This window comes from Stenotrophomonas sp. GD03794 (assembly GCF_029842145.1).
Taxonomy (GTDB): Bacteria; Pseudomonadota; Gammaproteobacteria; order Xanthomonadales; family Xanthomonadaceae; genus Stenotrophomonas; species Stenotrophomonas riyadhensis.
Genome location: NZ_JAOCFV010000014.1, coordinates 34,993 through 56,428, shown reverse-complemented (window position 1 = coordinate 56,428; position 21,436 = coordinate 34,993). Strand labels below are relative to the sequence as shown.

Sequence of the window (21,436 nt, the reverse complement as noted above, 5' to 3'; positions counted from 1 at the left end):
CGTGCGGGCAGCACCGTTGGCCTAGCGCGCCGGCACCTCGGTACGGATGCCCATCGCTTCGCGGTAGCGCGCGTACAGCGCCATCACCTTGTCCACATAGGCCAGGGTTTCGGCATAGGGCGGCACGCCCTTGTAGCGGGTCACCGCGCCGATGCCGGCGTTGTAGGCGGCAGCGGCCAGCGGCCGGTCGCCGTTATAGCGACGCAGCAGCGCCCGCATGTAGCGGGCGCCGCCATCGATCGACTGCTGCGGCGAGAACGGATCATTCACCCCGTACTCCTGCGCGGTGTCCGGCATCAACTGCATCACGCCCTGTGCGCCTTTGCTGGACACCGCCAGCGCATCGAAGTTGCTTTCGGCATGGGCGATCGCGCGCAGCCACGCATCATCCACGCCGGTGGCCTTGGCGGCGGCCTTGAACTGTTTGGCATGCTGCGCCAGCTGCGGCTTGCCCACCTTGCCCAGGCCTTCGTGGGCAGGCTCACCCGGCGGCGTGGCCACGGTGAACTTCAGGAACACCCGCGAGCCGGGCAGGTTGCGGGTGGAGTAGACCAGCACACCGTCCTGTTCGCGTTCGTACAGCACGCCACTGAAAACACCCATGTTGCCCCACAGGTTCGGGGTCTGGATGGCGTTGTCGTCGATCTCCTTCGCGGTACAGCGCGAGCCCGGCTCCGGTGCGGTGGCCAGGCTGACGGTGTTGCCCTGCACGCAGCGATAGACGGTGCGCGCTGCAGCCAACCCGGGCCACAGGCTGGGCAGCAGCAACAGCGCGAGCAGGAAGGGGTGGCGGGACATGGCGGGCGGATCATCCGGCCGCGCCCGCTAATGCTGGGTGAATGGGGGGCCGGCAGGGCTGCGCCCTGCACCCGCGGTAGTGCCGGCCGCTGGCCGGCAACCTCAACAGCAACGGCAACGACCGATTTCCTGCGAGGAGGCGGACACTCCCGCAACCGGACCCACCCCGCCTTCGATAATGTCCCGCGACCTGCCGGGGTCGGATCCCGTTGCTAAGCAACGGGCTCTGACCCCACTCCAGAAAGATCTCTGGATCAATCAATGGAACGAAGACGCCGGGTTACTTCGCGGTCCTCCGCCGCACCCAATACCCCACGCCCAGCAGCACGAACCACACCGGGCTGGCGATCAACGCCTGGCGGGTGTCACCCTGCAGGCTCAGCAGCACCAGCACGCCAGCGAAGAACACCAGGCAGGCCCAACACATGGCGACGCCGCCGGGCATCTTGAAGATCGATGCCGCATGGCGTTCCGGGTAGCGGCGGCGATAGACCATGTAGGCCACCAGGATCAACGACCAGACGAAGATGAAGAGCACGGTGGCCAGCGTCGTCACCAGGGTGAAGGCGGTCACCAGGTTCGGGATCAGGTAGATCAGCAGGGTGCCGCCCAGCAGGCACAGGCAGGAGAACAACAGGCCACGGGCCGGCACTGCCGCGCGCGACAGGCGCGACAGCCCGCGCGGTGCGTGGCCCTCTTCGGCCAGGCCATAAAGCATGCGGCTGGTGGAGAAGATACCGCTGTTGGCCGAGGACGTGGCCGAGGTCAGCACCACGAAGTTGATCAGGCTTGCGGCGGCAGGAATGCCGGCCAGCACGAACAGCTGCACGAACGGGCTCTTGTCCGGCACCACCTGGCGCCATGGAGTGACGGCCATGATCGCGATCAGCGCCAGCACGTAGAAGATGATGATGCGCACCGGGATCGAGTTGATCGCCTTCGGCAGGTTGCGTTCCGGATCAGCAGTTTCGGCGGCCGTGGTGCCGACCAGCTCGATGCCGACGAAGGCGAACACCGCAATCTGGAAACCCGCGAAGAAGCCGACCAGCCCCATCGGGAACATGCCACCGTCATTCCACAGGTTCGACAGCGATGCGGTGTGGCCGCTGGGCGAAGTGAAGCCCCACGCCACCAGCCCGGCACCGGTGATGATCAGCGCACAGATCGCCACGATCTTGATCAGCGCGAACCAGAATTCCATTTCACCGAACAGCTTCACCGTCACCAGGTTCAGCGCCAGCAACAACAGTACGCAGGCCAATGCCGGTATCCATGCGTCCAGCCCGGGGAACCAGAACTGCGCGTAGGCGGCGATCGCGATCACATCGGCAATGGCGGTGACGATCCAGCAGAACCAGTACGTCCACCCGCAGAAGAAGCCGGCCCAGGGGCCGAGCAGGTCGGTGGAGAAATCGATGAACGACTTGTACTGCAGGTTGGACAGCAACAGCTCGCCCATCGCGCGCATCACGAAGAACAACATCGCGCCGATGATCAGGTAGACGAAGACGATGGACGGGCCCGCCAGGCTGATGGTCTTGCCCGACCCCATGAACAGGCCGGTACCGATGGCACCGCCGATGGCGATCAGCTGCAGGTGGCGGTTGGACAGGCTGCGGCGCAGGTGCTCGGGAGGCGTTGCGGGCTCGGTCATGGGCGCGGGAAAGGGCGGGCGAAGCGTCCGACGGTAGTCCTCTACGGCCTGGAGCGCCAGCGCCGGACGGCCCGATCACGTCAAACCTGGCCGCTTTCATCACAATGTGACCCAATACCTGATTCGTCCCATTCCACCCGGCCCGGCGCCATGCTCAGATAGCCGCATCTGCCCAAGGACCGGCCCCGCCCATGCCTCCTGCCCTGCCCGCCCCGCTGGAGCTCCGGCCATGAGTCGGCTGCGCGTGATCATCGGCGGCACCGCACTGGCGCTGCTGGCGGCGGCGCTGCCGATCGCGGTGATGGCCTACGCCACCTGGGACCGCACGATCAGTGTCGAACAGCAACGGCTGCACGACATCGCCCTGCGCACCCTGCGCCGTTCCGACCTGTCCTACCACGAGGCGCTGGCTGCGCTGAAATCGGCCGAGGCCAGCACCACCTCGGGCTGCGACGACGAACACATCCGGCGCATGCAGACGCTGGTGATGACCACGCCGTCGGCCGACCAGATGGGTTACTTCGAAGGCGGCAAGCTGCGCTGCACCTCGTGGGGCCCGTTCCGCTCCGACGTGAACCAGCCCAAGGCCGACCACGTGACCAGTGACGGCGCCGGCATTGCGGTGGACGTGCGTCCCGAAGCCAGCGGCCGTCGCCAGGTACTGTCGATCCTGTACGGTTCCTACGACGTGCTGGTCGATCCGCGCCGCTTCGTCGATGTCATCGTGGATCCGCATGTGCGCCTGGCGCTGGCCAGCCCGGATGGGCGCCTGCTGGCCAAGCAGGACGGCATGGACCCGGCACTGCTGGAGGCCCTGCTGCGCAATCCCGGCGAAGGGCTGGACCAGAACACGCTCTACGCCACCGCCCGCAACGAGGAATGGCTGGCGATCGCCACCACGCCACGCACTGCGCTGGCCGCCACCTTCCGCCAGCAGGCCTGGCTGTTCGTGCCGCTGGGCCTCCTGCTGGCGGCCGCCGGCGCCGGCCTGGTGATCTGGCTGTCGCGGCGGCGCCTGTCGCTGCGTGGCGAGCTGGCCACCGCCATCCGTCGCCGCGAGCTGTACCTGCATTACCAGCCGATCATCGAACTGGACACCGGCATCTGCGTTGGCGCCGAGGCCCTGATCCGCTGGCAGCGTCCGGACGGTACCCAGGTGCGGCCGGACCTGTTCATTCCACTGGCCGAAGAGGCCGGCATGATCGCGGCAGTGACCGACCTGGTGATCGAGAACGTGGTGCGCGACATGCGCGAACTGCTGGTGGCCGACCGCAGTGCGCACATCGCGATCAACCTTGCCGCCGAGGACATCAGCAGCGGCCGTGCCTTGAAGATGATCTCCAAGCACATGGCCGGCAGCGGCATCCTGCCGCAGCAGATCTGGATGGAGGCCACCGAGCGCGGCTTCCTCGACCTGGACCGCGCCCGCACGATGCTGGCGCAGGCACGCCGTGCCGGTCACAGCGTGGCCATCGACGATTTCGGCGTGGGCTTCTCCAGCCTGCAGTACCTGGAACAGCTGCCGCTGGATGCGCTGAAGATCGACAAATCGTTCATCGATGCGATCGGCACCGAGAGCGCGACCAGCCCGGTGACCCCGCACATCATCGACATGGCCAAGGAACTGGGCCTGTGGGTGGTCGCCGAGGGCGTGGAGACCGAGGCGCAGCTGGCCTACCTGCACAGCCGGCACGTGGAGTTCGGGCAGGGCTGGCTGTTTTCGCGGCCGCTGCCCCGTGATGAGTTCGTGGCGTTCCACCACAAGCGGCAGCAGCGATACGGTGCGGCGCGGGAGCACATGCAGAATCCGCGCAGCGTGCCGATCGAGCGTGAGGGGATCGAGTAGGACGGCCAACGGCAGAGCCCCTCGTGGTGGGTCGCGCCCAGTGGATCCATCAGTTGGGGCCGGGTGGATGGGTCGCGCAGGGGGCGCTGCAAGTACGTCCATGTAAGCTCGGTCGCCGCATCCATGCGGCTCACGCCCCTGCGCAACCCACCCACCCGGCCACGGACACATTGCGGCGGCGTCCCACCACGGAATCAACAGAAGAAAGCAAAAGCAAAAGCAAAAGCAAAAGCAAACGCGGGTCGCTGCGCTCGGCAGATCCACGCCATGCGTGGATGGCGTGGACCACGGTAGTGCCGGCCGCTGGCCGGCACCTCGGTAACGTCGGGTCTGCGCCTACGCCCAGGCTTTCGGCCGTGCCAGCAGCCAGGCCACGGTCACCGCCAGCAGCAGCAACGGCAGCCAGCCCAGGTAGCTCGGGCCGCTGGCCTGCAGCAGCACACCGCCCGCTACGCCACCGGCGGCAATGGCCAGGTTCCAGCCGGTCACCAGCATCGACTGCGCCAGGTCTGCGGCGGCACCGGCTCGGCGTGCGAGCGCGGTCTGGAACAGGGTCGCGACCGACCCGAAGGCCACGCCCCACAGGATCGTCGCCAGCAGCAGCGGTGTGGCCTGTCCTGGCCACAGCAGCAGGGTCAGCACCGGCAGGACGAAACCGATCACGGCCGCCCACACCAGCGTGCGCAGATGACGGTCCACGCCCCAGCCGGCAATACCGATACCGGCAATCGCCGCCACGCCGAAGGCCAGCAGCAGGCGGTCCAGCCACGGGCCGGCACCCGCCTCCACCGCCAACGGTTCGATGTAGGTGTAGAGCACGTTGTGCGCCAGCACGTACAACACCATCACCAGCAGCGCGCTGCGCACGCCGGGCATGCGCCAGACCGTACCCAGCGACGTACGTTGACCGGCACCGGCTGCTGGCAGCGCCGGCAGTGCCCAGCGCGCGTACGCCAGCAGGCCCACGCCCAGCACGCTCATCAGCGCAAACGCCCAGCGCCAGCCGATCTGCTGGCCCAGCAACGTACCGGCCGGCACGCCCAGCGACAACGCCAGCGGCGAACCGACCATCGCTACTGCAATCGCCCTGCCCTGCAGCGAGGGCACTACCATGCGTGCTGCGTACCCCGCCACCAGCGACCACAGCAGGCCACCACTCACGCCCGCCAGGAAGCGCGCGGCAAGAATCAGCGGATAGCTGCTGCTCAGTGCGGTCAACGTATTGACCACCACGAAGCCAGCGATCGCAGCGAGCAGCAACGGGCGTCGTGACAGGCGCTGGGTCAGCGCGGTCATCGGCAACGCGGCCATCACCGAACCCAGCGCATACACGCTGACCAGCTGGCCCACCGCGGCGTCGCTCACGCCGAGACTTTCACCCATCGGCCGCAGCACACCGGCCGGCAGGGTCTCGGTCAGCAGGGTGATGAAGCCGCCGCCGGCCAGCGCCAGCAGGCCTGCCCACGGCAGGCGCGTGGCCTCACCGGCCGGGCTGGCCGCATCGATGGCATGGCCGCTCATCGCACGGCCTCCAGATCGGCATAGACCGCATCACGCAGTTCGTCGACGAAGGCACCATCCATGCCTTCGTACAGGGTATTGGTCAGTGCCACCACGCTCAGCCCGCGCGACGGGTCGACGAACCAGCTGTGGCCATAGGCACCTCCCCAGCGCCACGTGCCTTCGCGCTGCGGGGTGCCACTGGCCGCCGCATCGCGCAGCACCGCAAAACCCAGGCCGAAGCCCCAGCCGGCCGGTTCCGGCGGCCCCTGCTCGCCCACCTGCGGGGTGGCCATCTGCGCAGCAAGCGCGACCGGCAACAGGCCCGATGCCTGCACGTCGCGCAGTGCTTCCAGCACGGTCATCACCTCATCGGCCGTGCCGACCAGGCCCGCACCCGCAGAAGCAAAACGGCTGGCGTCGGTGGCACGCGCGGGACTGTAGTCGATACCCACCGTCCCCTCGAACGGCGCGACCACCTCGCCCTCCTGCAGGCGATGCGGCTGCGGCATGTCGGTGACATAGGGCGTGGCCAGCCGCGCAGCATCGTCGATGGCAAACGCGGTATCGCGCAGGCCCAGCGGCGTGGCCAACAGGCGTGCGAACAACGCCTGCAGCGTTTCACCGGTCGCGGCTTCGGCCACCGCACCGGCCACGTCAACGCCCAACGAGTACATCCATTGGCTGCCGGGGGCGAACAACAGCGGTGCCTGGGCAACACGCTGCACGTTGTCCGCCAGGCTCACGGGATTGGCATCCATGCCGTCACTGACACCGGCGCGCGCATACGGGCCGTCGGCGTCGGCTTCCAGAAAGCGGTAGCCCAGCCCGCTACTGTGGCTGAGCAGTTGGCGCAGGCTGATCGCTGGCGTGCTGCCATCGGCCAGGGCCGGGCGGAAATCCGGCAGCCAGCGCTGCACCGGCGCGTCGAGGTCGAGCACGCCCTCGGCCACCAGGTGCAGGATCACCGTGGTCAGCAGCGGCTTGCTCACCGATGCCAGCCGGAACAGCTGGTCGCGCTGCATCGGCGTGGCCGACTCGCGATCGGCCAGGCCGCTGGCGCTGGCATGACGCAGCACACCGTACTCGCGTACCAACACCACCGCACCGACCAGGCGCTGCGGGTGGACCTGCTGCAGCAGCCGCTGCACCGACGGCAGGATCGGCGTGGGTTCAAGGGAAAGGGCAGCGTTCATCGCGGTGATCCGTGGGGAGAGGCCCGCCACGTTAGGCAGCACGCCAGCACGCAAAAAGCCGGTTGCCGCTCCGGGCATCATGGACCGTGCAGTCCGCAATCGGCATGATGGCCGGAACTGCAAGGCCGCAACGGTCCCCCCGCCACCCCGCACCACAGTGTTGCGATGGCGGAGCCACCCGCCGCGGTCGCCCCTCCTACCCTGCTGCTTTCATCGCCCGCATACCCATGTCAGTCCTCGACAACCTCGCCAATCTGCAGACCTTCGTGCACGCCGCAGATACCCGCAGCTTCGTCGAGACCGGGCGCCTGCAGGGCATTTCCGCCTCGGCCGCCGGCAAGTGCGTGGCGCGGCTGGAGCACGCACTGGGCGTGCGCCTGTTCCATCGCAGCACACGCAGCATCACCCTCACCGCCGAGGGGCAGCTGTTCCTGGCACGCTGCCGGCGCATCCTCGACGAGCGTGATGCCGCGCGTACCGAGCTGGCACAGCCACATGCCTCCCCACGTGGCACGCTGCGTATCAGCCTGCCCCTGGTCGGCGACCTGACCCTGCCGTTGATGGCCGAGTTCATGGCCGCGTACCCGGACATCCGCCTGGATCTGGATTTCAGCGATCGGCTGGTCGATGTCATCGAGGAAGGTTTCGATGCCGTGCTGCGCGTCGGCGAGCCCAGCGACTCACGCATGAACGCCAGGCGCCTGGGGGTCTTCCCACGCCGCATCGTCGCCTCGCCGGCCTACCTGCAGCGGCGCGGCATTCCCCGCACGCCGGCCGAACTGATGCAGCACACGCTGCTGCACTATCGCTTCCCCAGCACCGGCAAGCTGGAGCTATGGCCGATCCACTGGCCCGATGACGAAACCCCGCAGGAGCTGCCGGTGCACATGGTGGCCAACACCATCGAAGCGCGCGTGGCATTGGCCCTGCGTGACATCGGCCTGGCGTTCGTGCCAGTGCACTCGGTACGCGATGCACTGGCCGATGGCCGCCTGGTCACCGTGCTGGACGAGCACGTGCATTCCTGCGGCATCTTCCACCTGCTGTGGCCCTCGGGCCGCCACGTACTGCCGAAACTGCGCGTGTTCATCGACTTCGTCAGCGCACGCCTGGAAACCGTGCCCTAGTCCATCGATCCACACCATGCCCGGCCCACAGTAGATCCACGCCATGCGTGGATGCCTTTGTAGAGTCGCGCCATCAAACCATTCAGCCAGCCCCGCTATACTGCCCCCTCATTCCTCCCAGAGGCTCGCGACCAATGCGCCATTGATGCCGCCGTCTTCCCACCAGACGGCCTGACTCTTCCCGCCCCTGCGCGCAGGGGAGAACCCGGCATCCATGGAGGTCGCATGACCCCGCATTCCCTCACGCTCGATCGCGTGTCGTATCGATTGGCCGACGGCCGTCCGCTGTTTTCCGATCTGACGTTTTCCTTCGAACCGGTCGCTACCGGCCTGGTCGGTGCCAACGGCGCCGGCAAGAGCGTGCTCGCACGCCTGCTGGCCGGCCGGTTGCTGCCCGACAACGGCCAGGTTCGCGGCAGTGGCCGCGTGTTCCTGTTGCCGACGCCCGGTTATCCACCCGCCGGCACGGTCGGTGAACTGGCCGGCGTCGGCGCGGAACTGGCCGCGCTGCAACGCATCGAAGCCGGCAGCGTGGACGAGACCGACTTCGCCTGCGTCGGCGACCGCTGGGATCTGCGCGAACGCCTGCAGCAGCAATGGCGGGCACTGCAGCTTCCCGACGACCTCGATCCCGCCCAGCCGGCCGCGCGCCTCAGCGGCGGCCAAGCGATGCAGGTCGCCTTGTCCGGCGCCTGGGCCAGCGGTGCTGATTGGTTGATCCTGGACGAACCCAGCAACCACCTCGACGCACGCCATCGCCAACAGCTGTACGAGCAATTGCAGCAGTGGCGCGGTGGCCTGCTGGCGATCAGTCATGATCGCGAACTGCTGGGGCACATGCAGCAGATCGTCGAGCTCGATGCGCGCGGACTGCGTCGCTATGGTGGACCGTGGCAGCACTATGCCGACGCGCGGACCGCCGAACGTGACGCGGCTGCCACGCAGCTCGACCATGCGCGCGCCCAGCACCGGCAACAGCAACGCAGCGCGCGCGAACAGCACGAACGCCAGCAGCAGCGCCAGGCACGCGGCAACCGCGATGCGAAGCAGGCCAACCAGGCACCGATCCTGCTCGGCCGGCAGAAGCAGCGCGCCGAAGCCAGTCACGGCCGCGCACAGCAGGTACAGGCCGAGCGCCTGCAGGCCAGCGCCGATCAGCTGCGCGCTGCGGCCTCGGCGGTTCACACCGCGCCGGAACTGGCGCTGTTTGCCGGTGCGGGGGAACGTGGCAGCACGCGCCTGCTGAAGGCCGAGGCCTTGGTGCTGCCGCATGGCTGCGATGCTCCATTGCAGCTGGATGTCCGTCGCGGCCAGCGCATTGCCGTGGTGGGTGACAACGGCAGCGGCAAGTCGACCCTGCTGCGGGTGCTGGCAGGCCAATTGTCCGCGCGTGATGGGACCGTGCAGCGTCACGCACCGCTGGCGCTGCTCGACCAGCAGCTGCTGGGGCTGTCCGGCGAATGCAGCATCCTCGACAGCGTGCAGGCCGCCAACCCGAGTGCCGACCCCGGGGAGCTGCGCACCCGCCTGGCCCTGTTGGGTCTGGACGCACAGCGCATCCAGCGCCCCGCCAGCAGCCTCAGCGATGGCGAACGGGTGAAAGGCGCACTGGCCCGCGTGTTGTACGCCGATCCCGCGCCGCAGCTGTTGCTGCTGGACGAGCCTGGCAATGCACTGGACCTGAGCGCATTGCAGGCATTGGAAGAACTGCTGGCGGCATGGCCGGGTGCCCTGATGATGGTCAGCCACGACCTGCATCTGCTGCAGGCGTTGCAGCCGACGCAGGTGTTGCAGGTAGGCGCCGATGGCTGGCAGTGGCGCGATGCCTTGTAGATCCACGCCATGCGTGGATGGATGCATGGCGGGTAGTGCCGGCCGCTGGCCGGCAACCCATGGATCCTCAATGCACCGTCAACGCTTCCACGCCGGGAACGACTGCGGCAACTGCTGCCACAACAAGGGTCCCGCACGCAGCTCCTGGTCATTGAGCAGGCACGCATCCAGTTCCGCGCGCACCGCGCGCTCGTCCATGTGCACGCCGATCACCACCAGCTCCTGGCGCCGATCCCCCCACAGCGGGTGCCACAGCCGCTGTATCGCCGAATGCGCGGCCCTGTCCGGGAATTCCTCCAGCCCCGGCAGCGGCGCACTCCAGCAGTCGGCCTGCTGCCGTGCCCAGCCGAGGTCGCTGTAGGGCAGCGGCGTCGGCGGCAACAGCGGCGTGGTGTCTTCCAGCCCGGCCCGCACGCGGTCGCGCGCTGCGTACCAGAAGCCCGCCGCCTGCGTGCGCGTCGCTGCACCCACGGTGTTCAGCTCGCCCACCCAGTCCATGCGATTGGCCAACCAGAACCAGCCCTTGCTGCGGATCACGCCGGGCATGCCCGACTGCAGCGCGCGGGCAAAGCGCGCGGGGTGGAACGGACGCCGCGAACGGTAGACGAAGCTGCCGATGCCGTACTCCTCGGTTTCCGGCGTGTGCTCACCCCGCAGCTCCTTCACCCAACCCGGCGCGCGTTGTGCACGTTCCATATCGAAGCGGCCGGTATCCAGCAGCTCGGGCAACGGCACGTCGCCAAAACTGGACAGCAGCAGCTTGGCATCACGGTTCAACCCGCGCAGCACCGCCAGCGTGTCCTGCAGCACTTCGTCATCCACCTGGTCGACCTTGCTGACCACGATCACATCGGCGAACTCGACCTGCTCGCACAGCAGATCAACCACGCCGCGGTCGTCATCCGGGCCGGCCTGCTGGCCGCGTTCGGCCAGGCGCAAGGTCGAACCGAAGTCGGCAAGGAACGCGCTGCCGTCGACCACCGTCACCATCGTGTCCAGCCGCGCGATGTCACTCAGGCTGAAGCCGTGCTCGTCGCGCACGGCGAAGGTGGCTGCCACCGGCATCGGTTCGCCGATGCCGGTCGATTCGATCAGCAGGTAGTCATAGCGACCGGCATCGGCCAGCCGCCGTACTTCCTGCAGCAGGTCGTCGCGCAGCGTGCAGCAGATGCAGCCGTTGCTGAACTCCACCAGCGTCTCTTCGGTGCGGCGCAGTTCGGCGCCACCTTCGCGCACCAGCTGCGCATCGATGTTGACCTCGCTCATGTCGTTGACGATGACCGCCACGCGCAGGCCCTCGCGGTTGCGCAGGATCTGGTTGAGCAGGGTGGTCTTGCCGGCCCCCAGGAAGCCGGACAGCACAGTGACCGGAAGGCGACGGTCGGCGCGGGAAACAGTGTTCATGTCGGAGCGGGTTGGCTGCGGAACGGAAATGTTACTGTATAACAATTGTTGCGCAAGGAACCTCCCCCGATGAAGTCGCCTTCTGCCGCCCTGCTCGATGCCGGCGCGGTCGCCCTGTCCAGCCTGTGCCTGCTGCACTGCCTGGCGCTGCCCCTGCTTGCCGCCGCACTGCCGCTGTTCGGCACCTGGGCCGAGGCGGAATGGGTGCACCTGCTGTTCGTGGCCATCGCCCTGCCGCTGACCGGCTACGCACTATGGCGCGCCGAGCGCCGTCACCCGCTGCCCGTACTGGCCTGGGCCACTGCCGGCGCCGGGCTCGGTCTGCTGCTGGCCGGCGCGCTGGCGCTGCCCTCGCACGACTGGGAAACGCCGATGACCGTCACCGGCAGCCTGCTGCTGGCCGCCACGCATGTCTGGAACGCGCGGCACCGGCACTACCGGCCTACTTGCCGTAGCGGCGCAGCAGCTCGACCAGTACCTCGGCCTCCGCCGCCCGCTGCTGCGGGTCTTCAGCGCCGACCACGTGCTCCTGCAGATGCTCGTGCAGCAGCTCCATCAGCAGGCTGTGGGCCGCACCGCGCACCGCGGCGACCTGCACCAGCACGTCCGCGCAGTCGCCTGCCTCCCCCTCGGGCGTGTCCAGCGCCTGCTCCAACGCCGCCACCTGGCCGCCGATCCGGCGCACCCGGGTCAGCAGCTGCTTTCGATGCTTGTGTACATGGGCCATGAGTGGATCGTATACCCTATAGGGGTATCATTCCACCCTCTGGTCTCCGCATGCACCTGGACGCCCTCGCCGCCGCCCGTCGTCACGAACACCACTTCGACGACGGCAACCCGCTGGCCGAACGCAACACCCGCCGCGCCCTGTGGCTCACCGTCAGCATGATGCTGGTGGAGATCGTCGGCGGCTGGTGGTTCAACTCCATGGCCGTGCTCGCCGACGGCTGGCACATGAGTTCGCACGCACTGGCGCTGGGCTTTTCGGTCTTCGCCTACCGCTGCGCACGCCGCTACGCGCACGACCCGCGCTTTGCCTTCGGCACCTGGAAGATCGAGATCCTGGCCGGCTATACCAGCGCCATCGCCCTGCTCGGCGTCGCCGCGCTGATGGCCGTGCAATCGCTGGAACGGCTGTGGGTGCCCGCCCCCATTCACTACAACGAAGCCATCGTCATCGCTGCGGTCGGCCTGGGCGTGAACCTGCTGTGTGCCTGGTGGCTGCACGACAGCCCGGGCCACGCGCATCACCATCATGGGCATGGGCACGACCATGACCACGCGCATGATCACGATCACCACGATCACGGCCATGCGCACGGTCACGACCTCAACCTGCGCTCGGCCTACGTGCACGTGCTGGCCGACGCCGCCACCTCGGTGCTGGCCATCGTCGCACTGCTCGGCGGCAAGCTGTTGGGGCTGACCTGGCTGGATCCGGTGATGGGCCTGGTCGGGGCCGTACTGGTCACGGTCTGGGCGATCGGCCTGCTGCGCGACAGCGGCCGCATCCTGCTCGACGCGCAGATGGACGCGCCGGTGGTGGCCGAAGTCCGCGAAGTGATCGAGCAGGGCCCGTGGCCGGCACGCCTGGCCGACCTGCACGTCTGGCAGGTCGGCCGCGGCAAGTACGCGGTCAGCGCCAGCGTGGTCACCAGCGACGCCCGCCTGGATGCGGATACCGTGCGCAACGCGCTGGCCATCCATGAAGAGCTGGTGCACGTGACGGTGGAGATCCACCGCAGCGCGTGACCCGCGCCGGGTAGTGCCGGCCGCTGGCCGGCAACCTCATGGGCTCCGGAATCAATCCAGCGGTGCCGGCCAGCGGCCTGCACTACCGCTGGAGCTTCAGCATCATCCGCAGCAGGTACATCAGCAGCGGCAGCGCACTCAGCACCGCACCACCGATGCCGATCCACGGCCAGCGCTCGCCGCGCACGCGCGAGGCCACCGCCAGGCCTCCGCCCACCAGCGCCGCGCCCAGCACGCCCACGCCCAGCCCTGCGGCCATACCGTTGCCGCCTGCAGCCACCGCTGCCTGTGCCGCCAACGTGCCTGCCCCCCACCCCACAGCGATCCCCAGCCAACTGGCCACGCCGCACCACGGTGCCTTGCCCTGCGCCATCCGAAAACCCCTGTGTTCTTGCCGAATTCCTGTACGGGCCACGCCCGCGTAGTGCCTACACTAGCCGCACCTGCCCCGTAGGGACATCCCATGCGCACGCTCCGCCTGCTGCTGCCCGGTGCCCTCCTGCTGCTGATCACCGCCTGCAGCGGTGACGCCGGGCTTCCCTTCTCCGCCGACCCATTGCAGGGCTGCTTCGCCACCAGCGCGCGCAAACCGGCCGACTTCCGTGTCGAAAAGGAAGGTGGCCAGTACTACGTTTCCTTCAGCCGCGGCGACCAATGGCAGCGCGAGCCCAACGCCCTGCACAAGGCCACCCGCAGCGAGATCAGCCGCTACTTCCGCGATGATGCCGATCAGATCGACAGCGCGTTGATTCGCATGGCTGGTGGCTTCGGCATCTTTCACTTCAACAAGGGCGCAACACTGAAGGGCAAGGCCAGTGATAGTGACTACATGGCGCTGATGCTGATCGGGGCTGGGCCGGTATATGCGGTGAAGTGCCCGTAATTCGCAACGATTCTGATGGCTGCATGGAGCGGCGTCGGCACATCCTGTCTTCTTTGAGGATCGACGCGGATGCTGCTGTTGCTGCTGCTTGCGGTGAGCGCCACAAAGACCCTGGGCGCCTATGACGAAGTCCGGGAACTGCCCGATGGCCAGATCCTGATAATGCGCACCCTGGACTGGGACCTCGGCGAAGGCACGAAGGAACGTGTCACCGTGCACTGGCTGCTGCAGGGGGACGGCCGCATGCGCTACGACTTCGATCGACAGCCACCGGAAACCCAGGAGGCCCATCGCCGATCGTGCGCCCGGCAGGGTATGCAGCCCTCACGCGGGGTCAGCATGATTGCTGGAGAAGGAGCCACGCACGGCTACAGCTGCACCAGCGGTAGCGTCGGGCCCCCGCTCGACTCCTCCCTGCCTGCATCCACGCATGGCGTGGATCTACTGTGACATCGGCTTGGCTCTACAACAGCTGCGGTACCATGCCCTCCCCCGAACCGCCCCGGTACCCGCCGTGCCCCATTACACCGGCCCCCTGCTGACCCGCGACAGCGCTGACACCCTGCGCCGTGCCCATGACAAGGGCGCTGCCGACTGGCAGGGGTCGCTCGACCTGGGCCGGAGCCAGGACACCGTGGCCCTGAACGCCGACGGCTTCCACTTCCGTGGCCAGCTCTACCCGTGGCCGGGCAAGCTGAAGGACCGCACGCTGTACTACTGGGACGGCGAGGACTTCGCACCGATCTCGCGCTACAGCGGCTCGTTGATCAAGCTGGTGCCGACCGAATGGGGTGCACCGACCTTCGAGATCGACGGCATCAAGATGCTGCCGACCTCCAAGCTGTCACCGTTCGAGGATGCGCGCCGCAAGGTCGAGCTGGTCGCCCCGGCCGGCAAGGTCATCCTCGATACCTGCGGCGGCCTGGGCTACTTCGCCGCGTGCGCGCTGGAGGCCGGTGTCGGCCAGATCCGCTCGTTCGAGAAGAACGCCGACGTGATGTGGCTGCGCACCCTCAACCCGTGGTCGCCGGATCCGGAATCGGCTGCGGCCGGTGGCCGCCTGCAGTTCAGCCACGGTGACGTCTCGCAGCAGATCGAACAGGTGGCCAGCAACAGTGTCGACGCGATCCTGCACGACCCGCCGCGCTTCGGCATCGCCGGCGAACTGTACTCCCAGGTGTTCTACGACCACCTCGCCCGCGTCATCCGCAAGGGCGGTCGCCTGTTCCACTACACCGGTGCGCCGAACAAGCTGACCAGCGGGCGCGATGTGCCGCGTGAAGTGGCCAAGCGTCTGGAAAAGGCCGGCTTCAAGGCAGAACTGGCGCTTGACGGTGTGCTGGCCGTCAAGCGCTGAGCCTCACTCCGAATCCACCTTCGCCAGCTTCATCACCCACGCCGGCACCACCGGCTCACCCGCGTAGAAGTCCTTGGGCTTCTTCTCCGCCATTGCCCAGCGGTGCAGCCAGCTGGGGCCATAGCGGCCGCTGTAGCCTTCGGCACCACGCGCATAGGCAGGGTCATGCATCGCCTCGTCCAGTGACACGAAGCGATAGCCCCGGCGCTTGGTCGCCGCCACCAGTTCGGCGAACGTGGCCGCGTTGAGCTCATTGGCGTGCATCAGCCACACCTGTGGCAGCGCATAGCCCAGCAGCGCCTGCGACTGCTTCTCGTAGTAATCCAGCTTGTTCAGCATGTACGGCACATAGCCCTTGCGCAGCTGTGCCAGCGTCGCTTCGCGCTCGGGCGAATCAGGCTGCTCGTTCATCACGTTTGCATAGGCGAACGCCCACACCCACTCACCGTTGTCGACCGTCACCGGCGCCACGCGGTAGCCGTGTGCCTTGAAGAACACATCCATCTCCGCACGTTCTTCCGCCGTGCGGCCAGCACGCAGATAGGGATGGCGCATCCACTGCGGCTTCAGTCCGCGCTCGGCCAGCAAGGGCCGCAGCACCGTTTCGCCGCGCAGGAAATCCTGCTGGAAGGCCGCAACGCCCTTGGCATTCAGATCCATGTGCGAGTACGTGTGGTTGCCCAGCACATAGCCGGCGTCCAGCCAGTCGCGCAGCATCTGCACCCGCGCCGGCTGCACCTGCCCATCGATCTCCAGCTTGTTCTCGTTGACGAAACCCACCACCGGTACACCCGCCTGCCGCAACTGGGCCATCAGTGCCTCATGGCGCGCCTGCAGGTCCGGCGGCACGATCTCGTCCACCCGCGCCCACGGCAGGTCATCGATGGTCACCGCAATCCGGCGGTCCACCTCGGCGGCGTGTACCGCCAACGAGCACAGCAGCAACGGCACAGTCCGCAGCAACCAACGCATCAGCACTTCCTTGCAGGGGGCGAGGCGTGAACTGTAGCGCGATTGCGGATGCGCAGCCGGCTCAGGGCCCAGCTGGCGATGCAGTGCGCGTACAGCACAATTCCCCCTATGGGGCCGATGATCCCGCCCGGCGCTCACGCACGATCGCCCGCCACAGCATCACTCCCGCCACCATGGCCACCAGCAGCAACGCGGCCAGCACCATCGCCAGATCATCGGGATTGCGCAGCAGCGGCGCGTGCTCGCGGGTGAGGATGTCGAACACTACGTGCTGCGCCTGGGCCAGTGGCATCCTGCCGTCTGCGGCAAGATCCACCAGGCATGCTGCCGGAGACAGCGTTGCCACGCTCAGCCAGGCACTCTCGTACAAGTGCAGCGCCCTGAGTGACAACGCCAGGGCCAGGCCATGCAATGCCAGCAGCCCCCAGCTGGCCTGCCGCAGGCGCCCCGACGCGCGACGCAGGCGATAGGCGCAGATCGCCATCGCCCCCAGCAATGCCAGCCCAACGCCGACCACTGGAATCAGATGCAGCGGGTACCAGCCCTGCAGCGCATTGGAACGTGCCATCAACTGCTCAGCCACCTGCATGCGTGCCACCGGATCCGGGCCCCCACAGGCCTCGCCCACTGGTTCCAGCAACAGGTCCACCCTGTAGTGGAAGAAGCCGACCGCCATCGCCACCGCCAGCACGACCAGTATCTGCAGTACCAGCAGGATGGGCCCGGGCCCACAGATGCGGCAGAAACGTGAAGCAGTAGAGGCCATCGGTTCATCCATGACAACAAGGGTCCATCCTAACCAAGCGCTTCCGGATTGTCGGCGGGCGTATGCGACAACTTCTGGTCCGTCCCGGTAGGATGTCCTGAGGGACGAACAGGCATGTGATGGAGCAATGGAATGGTGACGATGTATCTGCTGGTGCGAACGCTGTTCCCGTTGCTGATCTTCGTGCTCGCCTGGATGCTGCTGTCGCGCCTGATCAAGGCCCGCGTCGCCCGCCTTCCGCGCGTCCCCTTGAATCTGCCGGAACACAGCAGCAGCCCACGCAAGAAAGATCGACGCATCTACGAACGCAAGCTGCGGCGCAAGCCAGGGCTGCGTACTGCAACCCTGCCCGCAACCGCCCCGCGCAGCTGGAACTTCGCCGCAGCGATCATTGCTTTGTGCGCATTGATTGCTGCTGCCCTCGTCGTACCCGATGGTGCACGCTTCCAGGTGATGGTCGAGAGCATCTCCGGCTATCCGTCCACGATTGCGGAAGCACAGGTTCCCGCCACCGCGCAGGCCGCCGTGCTGCAGGCGTGGCAGCCTGTGCTCGCACAGCTGTCGCGGCCGGTGGCCATGCGCTACCCCATCGGGCGAACCGGCGGCGAGCACACCGCACGCGCCACGCTGCCCGTGCTGGTGAGGCACCAGGCTGATCGGCTGCAGATTGCCACGGCCGTGCCGGTGGATGCCGAGCGGCTGCGTGCGGAGCTCGCGCGCCTGGCGGGGGTTCCGAGGGAGGCAATCACCGTTCGCCAGAGCCAGATCTCACCTTGGCTGGAATCGGGCTGGACGCCCCTGACCGCACGATAGAGCCGAGCCCAGGCTCGGCGGCGGTTGCAGTGGATTCACGCCACGCGTGGATGGCCGTCATGGTGGAGTCAAGCATGGCTCGACTCTGCAGATAGCGCTGGCCCACGCTCGGCCTCGATAGATCAGGACTTACGCGGCAGCTTCGCCGCCCACATGTTGTCGACCAGATTGGGGTACGGACGGCCGTTCTCCTCCGCCCGCTGCCGTGCGGCGTCTTTCTGCGCCGGCGACAGCGGCTGCGATTTCTGGCCCTTGGGGTTGGGCATTTTCCAGGGGGGTGTTCGGGGTGCGCGCATGGCCGCAGGATTATTTCTTCAGGAAGTTCAGCAATGCCAGATTGAAGTGATCGGCATGGCTGGTGTTGCAGCCATGTGGCGCACCTTCCAGGATGACGACCTCGCTGCCCGCGATGGCCTGGTGCGTGCGCTGGCCCGAGCCTTCGAACGGCACGATGGCATCACTGTCGCCGTGCAGGATCAGCGTCGGCACGGTGATCATCTTCAGATCATCGCGGAAGTCAGTCGTAGCGAAGGCCTGCATGCAGCCCAGTGCAGCCGTCTGGTCGGACTGGTGGCACAGCGCGATTGCCGCCTGGCGCTGGTCTTCGGTCACCATCAACTTGCCATCGGCGCTGAAGAAATCGCGGGTGAAGCCATCGAAGAAGGCCTCTCGGTCCTGCTCCAGGCCACCGCGCATTTCATCGGCCTTTTCCTGGGTCAGCGGACCTTCCGGGTTGTCGTCGCCACGCAGCAGGCAGGGAGGAACTGCGGCGGCGAACACCACGCTGTGCAGGCGGTCCTGGCCGTGGTTGGCCACGTAGCGCGCCACTTCACCGCCGCCCATCGAGAAGCCGACCAGGGTCACGTCGCGCAGGTCGCGCTCCTCGATCAGCGCGGCCAGGTCCGCCGCCAGCGTGTCGTAGTCGTAGCCGTCGGCAGGCTTGTCGGAACGCCCGAAGCCACGGCGGTCGTAGCTGATGACCCGATGCTGGGCATCGCGCAGGATCGACACCTGCGGTTTCCAGGCATCGGCCGACAGCGGCCAGCCATGGATCAGAATCACCGGGCGGCCATCGCCGCCGGTGTCTTCAACGTGCAGGCGGATGCGGGAAGTGGGCATGGGGGCTCCTGTGGAAGGGCAGGGTTGCAGGCTAGGACCCCGGCCCTATGGTGCCCGTGAGGGAATCGAGGCGCGCTATGACATGGCGTGCACAGGCTGAAGGGTGGACCGCACCGCCAAATCCCCGCTTCGTCGCGTCCAGCGCCGTTTTCGTCGCAGCACGGCGACACGGCGCGGCGGGCCGTGCCAGCCTGCGCGGACCACTTCCGGGAGATTCGTCATGCTGCTGCTCACCCTGCCCCTGTTGGCCGCCGGCCTGGCTGCCGCCCCGACCGCACCCGACACGTTGCGCGAGCAGATCCGCCAAGCGGACATGCAGCTGTTCGCTGCCGCGTTCGATGCCTGTGACGCCGACAAGGCCGCGTCGATGACCACCGACGACATGGAGTTCTTCCACGACAAGGCCGGCAAGTCCGCCAGCAACCGCGACGACTTCCGCCGCAGCGTGGCCGCGCTGTGTGAAAGCACCCGCGCCAACCACACGCATCTGCGCCGTGAGCTGGTGGAAAGCTCACTGCAGGTGTTTCCGCTGCACGACGAGCGGGCGCTGGAGATCGGCGACCACCGCTTCCACGAGCGCGATGCGAAGGGTGTGGAGCATTGGACCGGCCAGGCCCGCTTCATCCAGGTCTGGCGGCGGGTGGATGGGCAGTGGCAGGTGGAGCGGGTGATCAGCTACGACCATCGGCCGGCGGATTGAGCGGCGCAGCGTCGTGTAGAGCCGAGCCCACGCTCGGCTGCAGTTCGGTGGAGGGATGCAAGGCGGAAAGGGTTTTTTTTTGCAAGTAGTCCTAGACGAGCTTGCTCAACTACGCATCATTGGGCACTGGCCTGTAGTACGTGCTCTCAAGAGCTGAGCCGAATGCGATATGAGTTGGAGCTAGATCTCGATATGGTTCCAATCAGCTATTCGTCGCACGTGCACGTACGCCCGACGCGTCAGTCTGATAGTCATAGGCGTGCTACTACAGATGCATGCGACTGTTTTTCCGATCATATCCACCTCAAGACTGCATCAAGCAGGCCGCTACTCTTCTAGAGGAATACTCGTTCAACAACGAGAGAATCGGTATCCACGCAAGGAGCGCACATGTCAGAACCCGCCACCACCCAGCCTGGCTCCACCGGTGACAGAGTTGATTTCATCACGCTGGTGAAGTCCTCGCTCAGATTCGTCAGCGAACAGAAATGGCTCTTCGCTGCCGCAGGCGTCATCGGCGTGGTCGTCCACTTCTGGAGAATTGGCTATCTGCCTCAAATCACGGTAGCCGATGTGGGCCTGGTCGCGTCCGCAACCGCCTTCTTCTCGTTCGTTGCACTGGTGTTTTTTCTACTCGTGGTCATGGGGCCTGCCCTATGCTTTGTTGCATGGTCCACGGCGGAATTCATCCCTAAAGCACCCTCAAGTCGCCTGAGAGCACGACGCCGCAGATCGCCCCGCCCCCCATGCACTCACTGCCAACGGCCATTCGCGAAGTCACACACCCCGAACTTCGTCGCAAAGGCCATGCTGCCGACTCTGCTGATGGCCTATGGGGGATTCTTAGTCGCGGCAGCAGTCTGGTGGGTGCTTTGGAGGGTCGATCTGCCGCAGAACTGGAGCACCATTGCCGCTGGCCTTACGTTGCTTGCCTCAGGCATTGGCCTCTGCTTCGGCATGTCAAATAGCGCACCAGCAACCTTCAGCGCTCGAAAGGAGCGCCGCCGCAATCGCTGGGCGAAGTACTTCTGGCTGTGCGTTTCGCTGTATGGGCTCGTGATTCCAATCATCCTGATGGTTGGATGGGCGCTCCTGCGCGGCGTCGACAGCAACCAAAGCACCGCGAATCTCGTCTTGCTGCTGGCGCTTCCGGCACTCCATGTCATGACCTATGCGCTACAGAGCAGCGGAGTTGTCGTGCGCGCTACAGCGCTGGTTGCCATGGGCTTCTATATCGTTTTCTTCACTGGCGCCGCGTTCGCCATCAGCGACTTGGCGGCTGCAAAGTTCCGGCTCGGCATGCTGAAGGGCCAGGATGTTCTGGTGACACCTCTAGGCTGCGACCTTGCGCGCCTTTCCGGCGTTGCAAAGAAGTGTGGATCTGTGGCGGGTGAATCGGGGAATCTTCTGTGCCTGAAGAATGTCCAGATCCTCACTCGGTTAGGTAACCACGTGCTGATCACCGATTTGGAGTGGAGGCCTCAAAAGCCCTCTCCGTCCGTGGCGATTCCCACTGCGGAGATCCGAGGATGGTTTAGCACGCCTCGCGACGAGAAGGATGCGGACTTCAAGCGGGAGCCACCTACGATACAGTGCGCACTCTCCAGCGAAGCAGCATCTGTTCAGGGCACCAGGCCCAAGTAGCAAATCCGTTGTGCAAGGCGAGCACCGGATTACCGGTGCTCGCTACCTGGCGGATCGCGCCAGCTGTCAGCA

General features: G+C 66.7%; 21 protein-coding genes and 1 pseudogene. 11 read left to right on the top strand and 11 right to left on the bottom strand.

Annotated features, from left to right (window positions below):
• Positions 1-21: 21 nt before the first annotated feature.
• Entirely contained in the window at positions 22-798 is a 777-nt protein-coding gene (locus tag N5D91_RS10065) for a lytic transglycosylase domain-containing protein (RefSeq protein ID WP_153856192.1), read from the bottom strand.
• Between the two features lie 280 nt (positions 799-1,078).
• Complete coding sequence (cycA, locus tag N5D91_RS10060; RefSeq protein ID WP_180854847.1) at positions 1,079-2,452, bottom strand: D-serine/D-alanine/glycine transporter; 1,374 nt, start codon at positions 2,450-2,452, stop codon at positions 1,079-1,081.
• A 229-nt stretch (positions 2,453-2,681) separates the two neighbouring features.
• Between cycA and N5D91_RS10055 the strand changes: the two genes are divergently transcribed.
• Positions 2,682-4,298: an EAL domain-containing protein gene (locus N5D91_RS10055; RefSeq protein ID WP_153856190.1), complete on the top strand. Its 1,617-nt coding sequence runs from the start codon at positions 2,682-2,684 to the stop codon at positions 4,296-4,298.
• 336 nt (positions 4,299-4,634) lie between these two features.
• On the opposite strand, the gene N5D91_RS10050 is transcribed toward N5D91_RS10055, so the two are convergent.
• Positions 4,635-5,819, bottom strand: coding sequence for an MFS transporter (locus N5D91_RS10050; protein ID WP_153856189.1), 1,185 nt, complete (start codon positions 5,817-5,819; stop codon positions 4,635-4,637).
• On the bottom strand, positions 5,816-6,994 hold the full coding sequence (locus tag N5D91_RS10045; RefSeq protein ID WP_180854848.1) for a serine hydrolase domain-containing protein: 1,179 nt from the start codon (positions 6,992-6,994) through the stop codon (positions 5,816-5,818). The genes N5D91_RS10050 and N5D91_RS10045 overlap by 4 nt, the downstream gene beginning before the upstream one ends.
• A 227-nt stretch (positions 6,995-7,221) precedes the next feature.
• Between N5D91_RS10045 and N5D91_RS10040 the strand changes: the two genes are divergently transcribed.
• Together N5D91_RS10040 and N5D91_RS10035 are read left to right on the top strand one after the other, a co-directional pair.
• Positions 7,222-8,121: a LysR family transcriptional regulator gene (locus N5D91_RS10040; protein ID WP_180854849.1), complete on the top strand. Its 900-nt coding sequence runs from the start codon at positions 7,222-7,224 to the stop codon at positions 8,119-8,121.
• 225 nt (positions 8,122-8,346) lie between these two features.
• Complete coding sequence (locus N5D91_RS10035; RefSeq protein ID WP_180854850.1) at positions 8,347-9,954, top strand: ATP-binding cassette domain-containing protein; 1,608 nt, start codon at positions 8,347-8,349, stop codon at positions 9,952-9,954.
• Positions 9,955-10,032: 78 nt separating this feature from the next.
• Here the strand turns inward: N5D91_RS10035 and N5D91_RS10030 are convergent, their stop codons facing one another.
• The gene (locus N5D91_RS10030) at positions 10,033-11,358 is read right to left on the bottom strand and encodes a GTP-binding protein (protein ID WP_180854851.1); all 1,326 of its coding nucleotides are present in this window, start codon (positions 11,356-11,358) and stop codon (positions 10,033-10,035) included.
• 69 nt (positions 11,359-11,427) lie between these two features.
• Here N5D91_RS10030 and N5D91_RS10025 point away from each other — a divergent pair.
• A pseudogene (locus N5D91_RS10025) lies at positions 11,428-11,793 on the top strand (MerC domain-containing protein); the annotation flags it as partial.
• A gap of 7 nt (positions 11,794-11,800) precedes the next feature.
• On the opposite strand, the gene N5D91_RS10020 reads toward N5D91_RS10025, so the two are convergent.
• Positions 11,801-12,085, bottom strand: coding sequence for a metal-sensing transcriptional repressor (locus N5D91_RS10020; protein WP_110710900.1), 285 nt, complete (start codon positions 12,083-12,085; stop codon positions 11,801-11,803).
• Positions 12,086-12,135: 50 nt separating this feature from the next.
• Here N5D91_RS10020 and dmeF point away from each other — a divergent pair, with 50 nt between their 5' ends.
• The gene (gene dmeF, locus N5D91_RS10015) at positions 12,136-13,110 is read left to right on the top strand and encodes a CDF family Co(II)/Ni(II) efflux transporter DmeF (RefSeq protein ID WP_180854852.1); all 975 of its coding nucleotides are present in this window, start codon (positions 12,136-12,138) and stop codon (positions 13,108-13,110) included.
• Between the two features lie 82 nt (positions 13,111-13,192).
• Here the strand turns inward: dmeF and N5D91_RS10010 are convergent, their stop codons facing one another.
• A complete protein-coding gene (locus N5D91_RS10010; protein WP_180854853.1) occupies positions 13,193-13,483 on the bottom strand; it encodes a hypothetical protein in 291 nt (96 codons plus the stop codon).
• Between the two features lie 90 nt (positions 13,484-13,573).
• Between N5D91_RS10010 and N5D91_RS10005 the strand changes: the two genes are divergently transcribed.
• From N5D91_RS10005 to N5D91_RS09995, 3 genes are all read left to right on the top strand, one after another.
• A complete protein-coding gene (locus tag N5D91_RS10005) occupies positions 13,574-13,993 on the top strand; it encodes a hypothetical protein (RefSeq protein ID WP_180854854.1) in 420 nt (139 codons plus the stop codon).
• 69 nt (positions 13,994-14,062) lie between these two features.
• Positions 14,063-14,443: a hypothetical protein gene (locus tag N5D91_RS10000; protein ID WP_180854855.1), complete on the top strand. Its 381-nt coding sequence runs from the start codon at positions 14,063-14,065 to the stop codon at positions 14,441-14,443.
• Positions 14,444-14,507: 64 nt separating this feature from the next.
• Positions 14,508-15,350 (top strand): MnmC family methyltransferase, encoded by an 843-nt coding sequence (locus tag N5D91_RS09995; RefSeq protein ID WP_180854856.1) that lies wholly within the window; start codon positions 14,508-14,510, stop codon positions 15,348-15,350.
• 3 nt (positions 15,351-15,353) lie between these two features.
• On the opposite strand, the gene N5D91_RS09990 is transcribed toward N5D91_RS09995, so the two are convergent.
• The gene (locus tag N5D91_RS09990; protein WP_180854857.1) at positions 15,354-16,322 is read right to left on the bottom strand and encodes a polysaccharide deacetylase family protein; all 969 of its coding nucleotides are present in this window, start codon (positions 16,320-16,322) and stop codon (positions 15,354-15,356) included.
• Positions 16,323-16,428: 106 nt separating this feature from the next.
• A complete protein-coding gene (locus N5D91_RS09985) occupies positions 16,429-17,088 on the bottom strand; it encodes a hypothetical protein (RefSeq protein WP_180847735.1) in 660 nt (219 codons plus the stop codon).
• Between the two features lie 132 nt (positions 17,089-17,220).
• On the opposite strand from N5D91_RS09985, the gene N5D91_RS09980 reads away from it, so the two are divergent.
• Complete coding sequence (locus tag N5D91_RS09980) at positions 17,221-17,901, top strand: hypothetical protein (protein ID WP_110710894.1); 681 nt, start codon at positions 17,221-17,223, stop codon at positions 17,899-17,901.
• Between the two features lie 122 nt (positions 17,902-18,023).
• On the opposite strand, the gene N5D91_RS09975 is transcribed toward N5D91_RS09980, so the two are convergent.
• Both N5D91_RS09975 and N5D91_RS09970 read right to left on the bottom strand, forming a co-directional pair.
• The gene (locus N5D91_RS09975) at positions 18,024-18,167 is read right to left on the bottom strand and encodes a hypothetical protein (protein ID WP_162621973.1); all 144 of its coding nucleotides are present in this window, start codon (positions 18,165-18,167) and stop codon (positions 18,024-18,026) included.
• Between the two features lie 40 nt (positions 18,168-18,207).
• The gene (locus N5D91_RS09970) at positions 18,208-19,020 is read right to left on the bottom strand and encodes an alpha/beta hydrolase (RefSeq protein WP_180854858.1); all 813 of its coding nucleotides are present in this window, start codon (positions 19,018-19,020) and stop codon (positions 18,208-18,210) included.
• Positions 19,021-19,240: 220 nt separating this feature from the next.
• Here N5D91_RS09970 and N5D91_RS09965 point away from each other — a divergent pair, with 220 nt between their 5' ends.
• Both N5D91_RS09965 and N5D91_RS09960 read left to right on the top strand, forming a co-directional pair.
• Positions 19,241-19,720, top strand: a complete 480-nt coding sequence (locus tag N5D91_RS09965) for a DUF4440 domain-containing protein (RefSeq protein WP_164161749.1) — start codon at positions 19,241-19,243, stop codon at positions 19,718-19,720.
• Positions 19,721-20,110: 390 nt separating this feature from the next.
• Positions 20,111-21,364: a hypothetical protein gene (locus N5D91_RS09960; RefSeq protein ID WP_279907115.1), complete on the top strand. Its 1,254-nt coding sequence runs from the start codon at positions 20,111-20,113 to the stop codon at positions 21,362-21,364.
• The last annotated feature ends 72 nt before the right edge of the window (positions 21,365-21,436 follow it).

Excerpts from the sequence above, each read along its gene's own strand:
- N5D91_RS10030 (WP_180854851.1), bottom strand. The coding sequence starts at position 11,358 with ATGAACACTGTTTCCCGCGCCGACCGTCGCCTTCCGGTCACTGTGCTG.
- N5D91_RS10050 (WP_153856189.1), bottom strand. The coding sequence starts at position 5,819 with ATGAGCGGCCATGCCATCGATGCGGCCAGCCCGGCCGGTGAGGCCACG.
- N5D91_RS10040 (WP_180854849.1), top strand. The coding sequence starts at position 7,222 with ATGTCAGTCCTCGACAACCTCGCCAATCTGCAGACCTTCGTGCACGCC.
- N5D91_RS10045 (WP_180854848.1), bottom strand. The coding sequence starts at position 6,994 with ATGAACGCTGCCCTTTCCCTTGAACCCACGCCGATCCTGCCGTCGGTG.
- cycA (WP_180854847.1), bottom strand. The coding sequence starts at position 2,452 with ATGACCGAGCCCGCAACGCCTCCCGAGCACCTGCGCCGCAGCCTGTCC.
- dmeF (WP_180854852.1), top strand. The coding sequence starts at position 12,136 with ATGCACCTGGACGCCCTCGCCGCCGCCCGTCGTCACGAACACCACTTC.
- N5D91_RS10035 (WP_180854850.1), top strand. The coding sequence starts at position 8,347 with ATGACCCCGCATTCCCTCACGCTCGATCGCGTGTCGTATCGATTGGCC.
- N5D91_RS10010 (WP_180854853.1), bottom strand. The coding sequence starts at position 13,483 with ATGGCGCAGGGCAAGGCACCGTGGTGCGGCGTGGCCAGTTGGCTGGGG.
- N5D91_RS09975 (WP_162621973.1), bottom strand. The coding sequence starts at position 18,167 with ATGCCCAACCCCAAGGGCCAGAAATCGCAGCCGCTGTCGCCGGCGCAG.
- N5D91_RS09970 (WP_180854858.1), bottom strand. The coding sequence starts at position 19,020 with ATGCCCACTTCCCGCATCCGCCTGCACGTTGAAGACACCGGCGGCGAT.
- N5D91_RS09985 (WP_180847735.1), bottom strand. The coding sequence starts at position 17,088 with ATGGCCTCTACTGCTTCACGTTTCTGCCGCATCTGTGGGCCCGGGCCC.
- N5D91_RS09960 (WP_279907115.1), top strand. The coding sequence starts at position 20,111 with ATGTCAGAACCCGCCACCACCCAGCCTGGCTCCACCGGTGACAGAGTT.
- N5D91_RS10005 (WP_180854854.1), top strand. The coding sequence starts at position 13,574 with ATGCGCACGCTCCGCCTGCTGCTGCCCGGTGCCCTCCTGCTGCTGATC.
- N5D91_RS09980 (WP_110710894.1), top strand. The coding sequence starts at position 17,221 with ATGGTGACGATGTATCTGCTGGTGCGAACGCTGTTCCCGTTGCTGATC.
- N5D91_RS10065 (WP_153856192.1), bottom strand. The coding sequence starts at position 798 with ATGTCCCGCCACCCCTTCCTGCTCGCGCTGTTGCTGCTGCCCAGCCTG.
- N5D91_RS10020 (WP_110710900.1), bottom strand. The coding sequence starts at position 12,085 with ATGGCCCATGTACACAAGCATCGAAAGCAGCTGCTGACCCGGGTGCGC.
- N5D91_RS10055 (WP_153856190.1), top strand. The coding sequence starts at position 2,682 with ATGAGTCGGCTGCGCGTGATCATCGGCGGCACCGCACTGGCGCTGCTG.
- N5D91_RS09965 (WP_164161749.1), top strand. The coding sequence starts at position 19,241 with ATGCTGCTGCTCACCCTGCCCCTGTTGGCCGCCGGCCTGGCTGCCGCC.
- N5D91_RS09990 (WP_180854857.1), bottom strand. The coding sequence starts at position 16,322 with ATGCGTTGGTTGCTGCGGACTGTGCCGTTGCTGCTGTGCTCGTTGGCG.
- N5D91_RS10000 (WP_180854855.1), top strand. The coding sequence starts at position 14,063 with ATGCTGCTGTTGCTGCTGCTTGCGGTGAGCGCCACAAAGACCCTGGGC.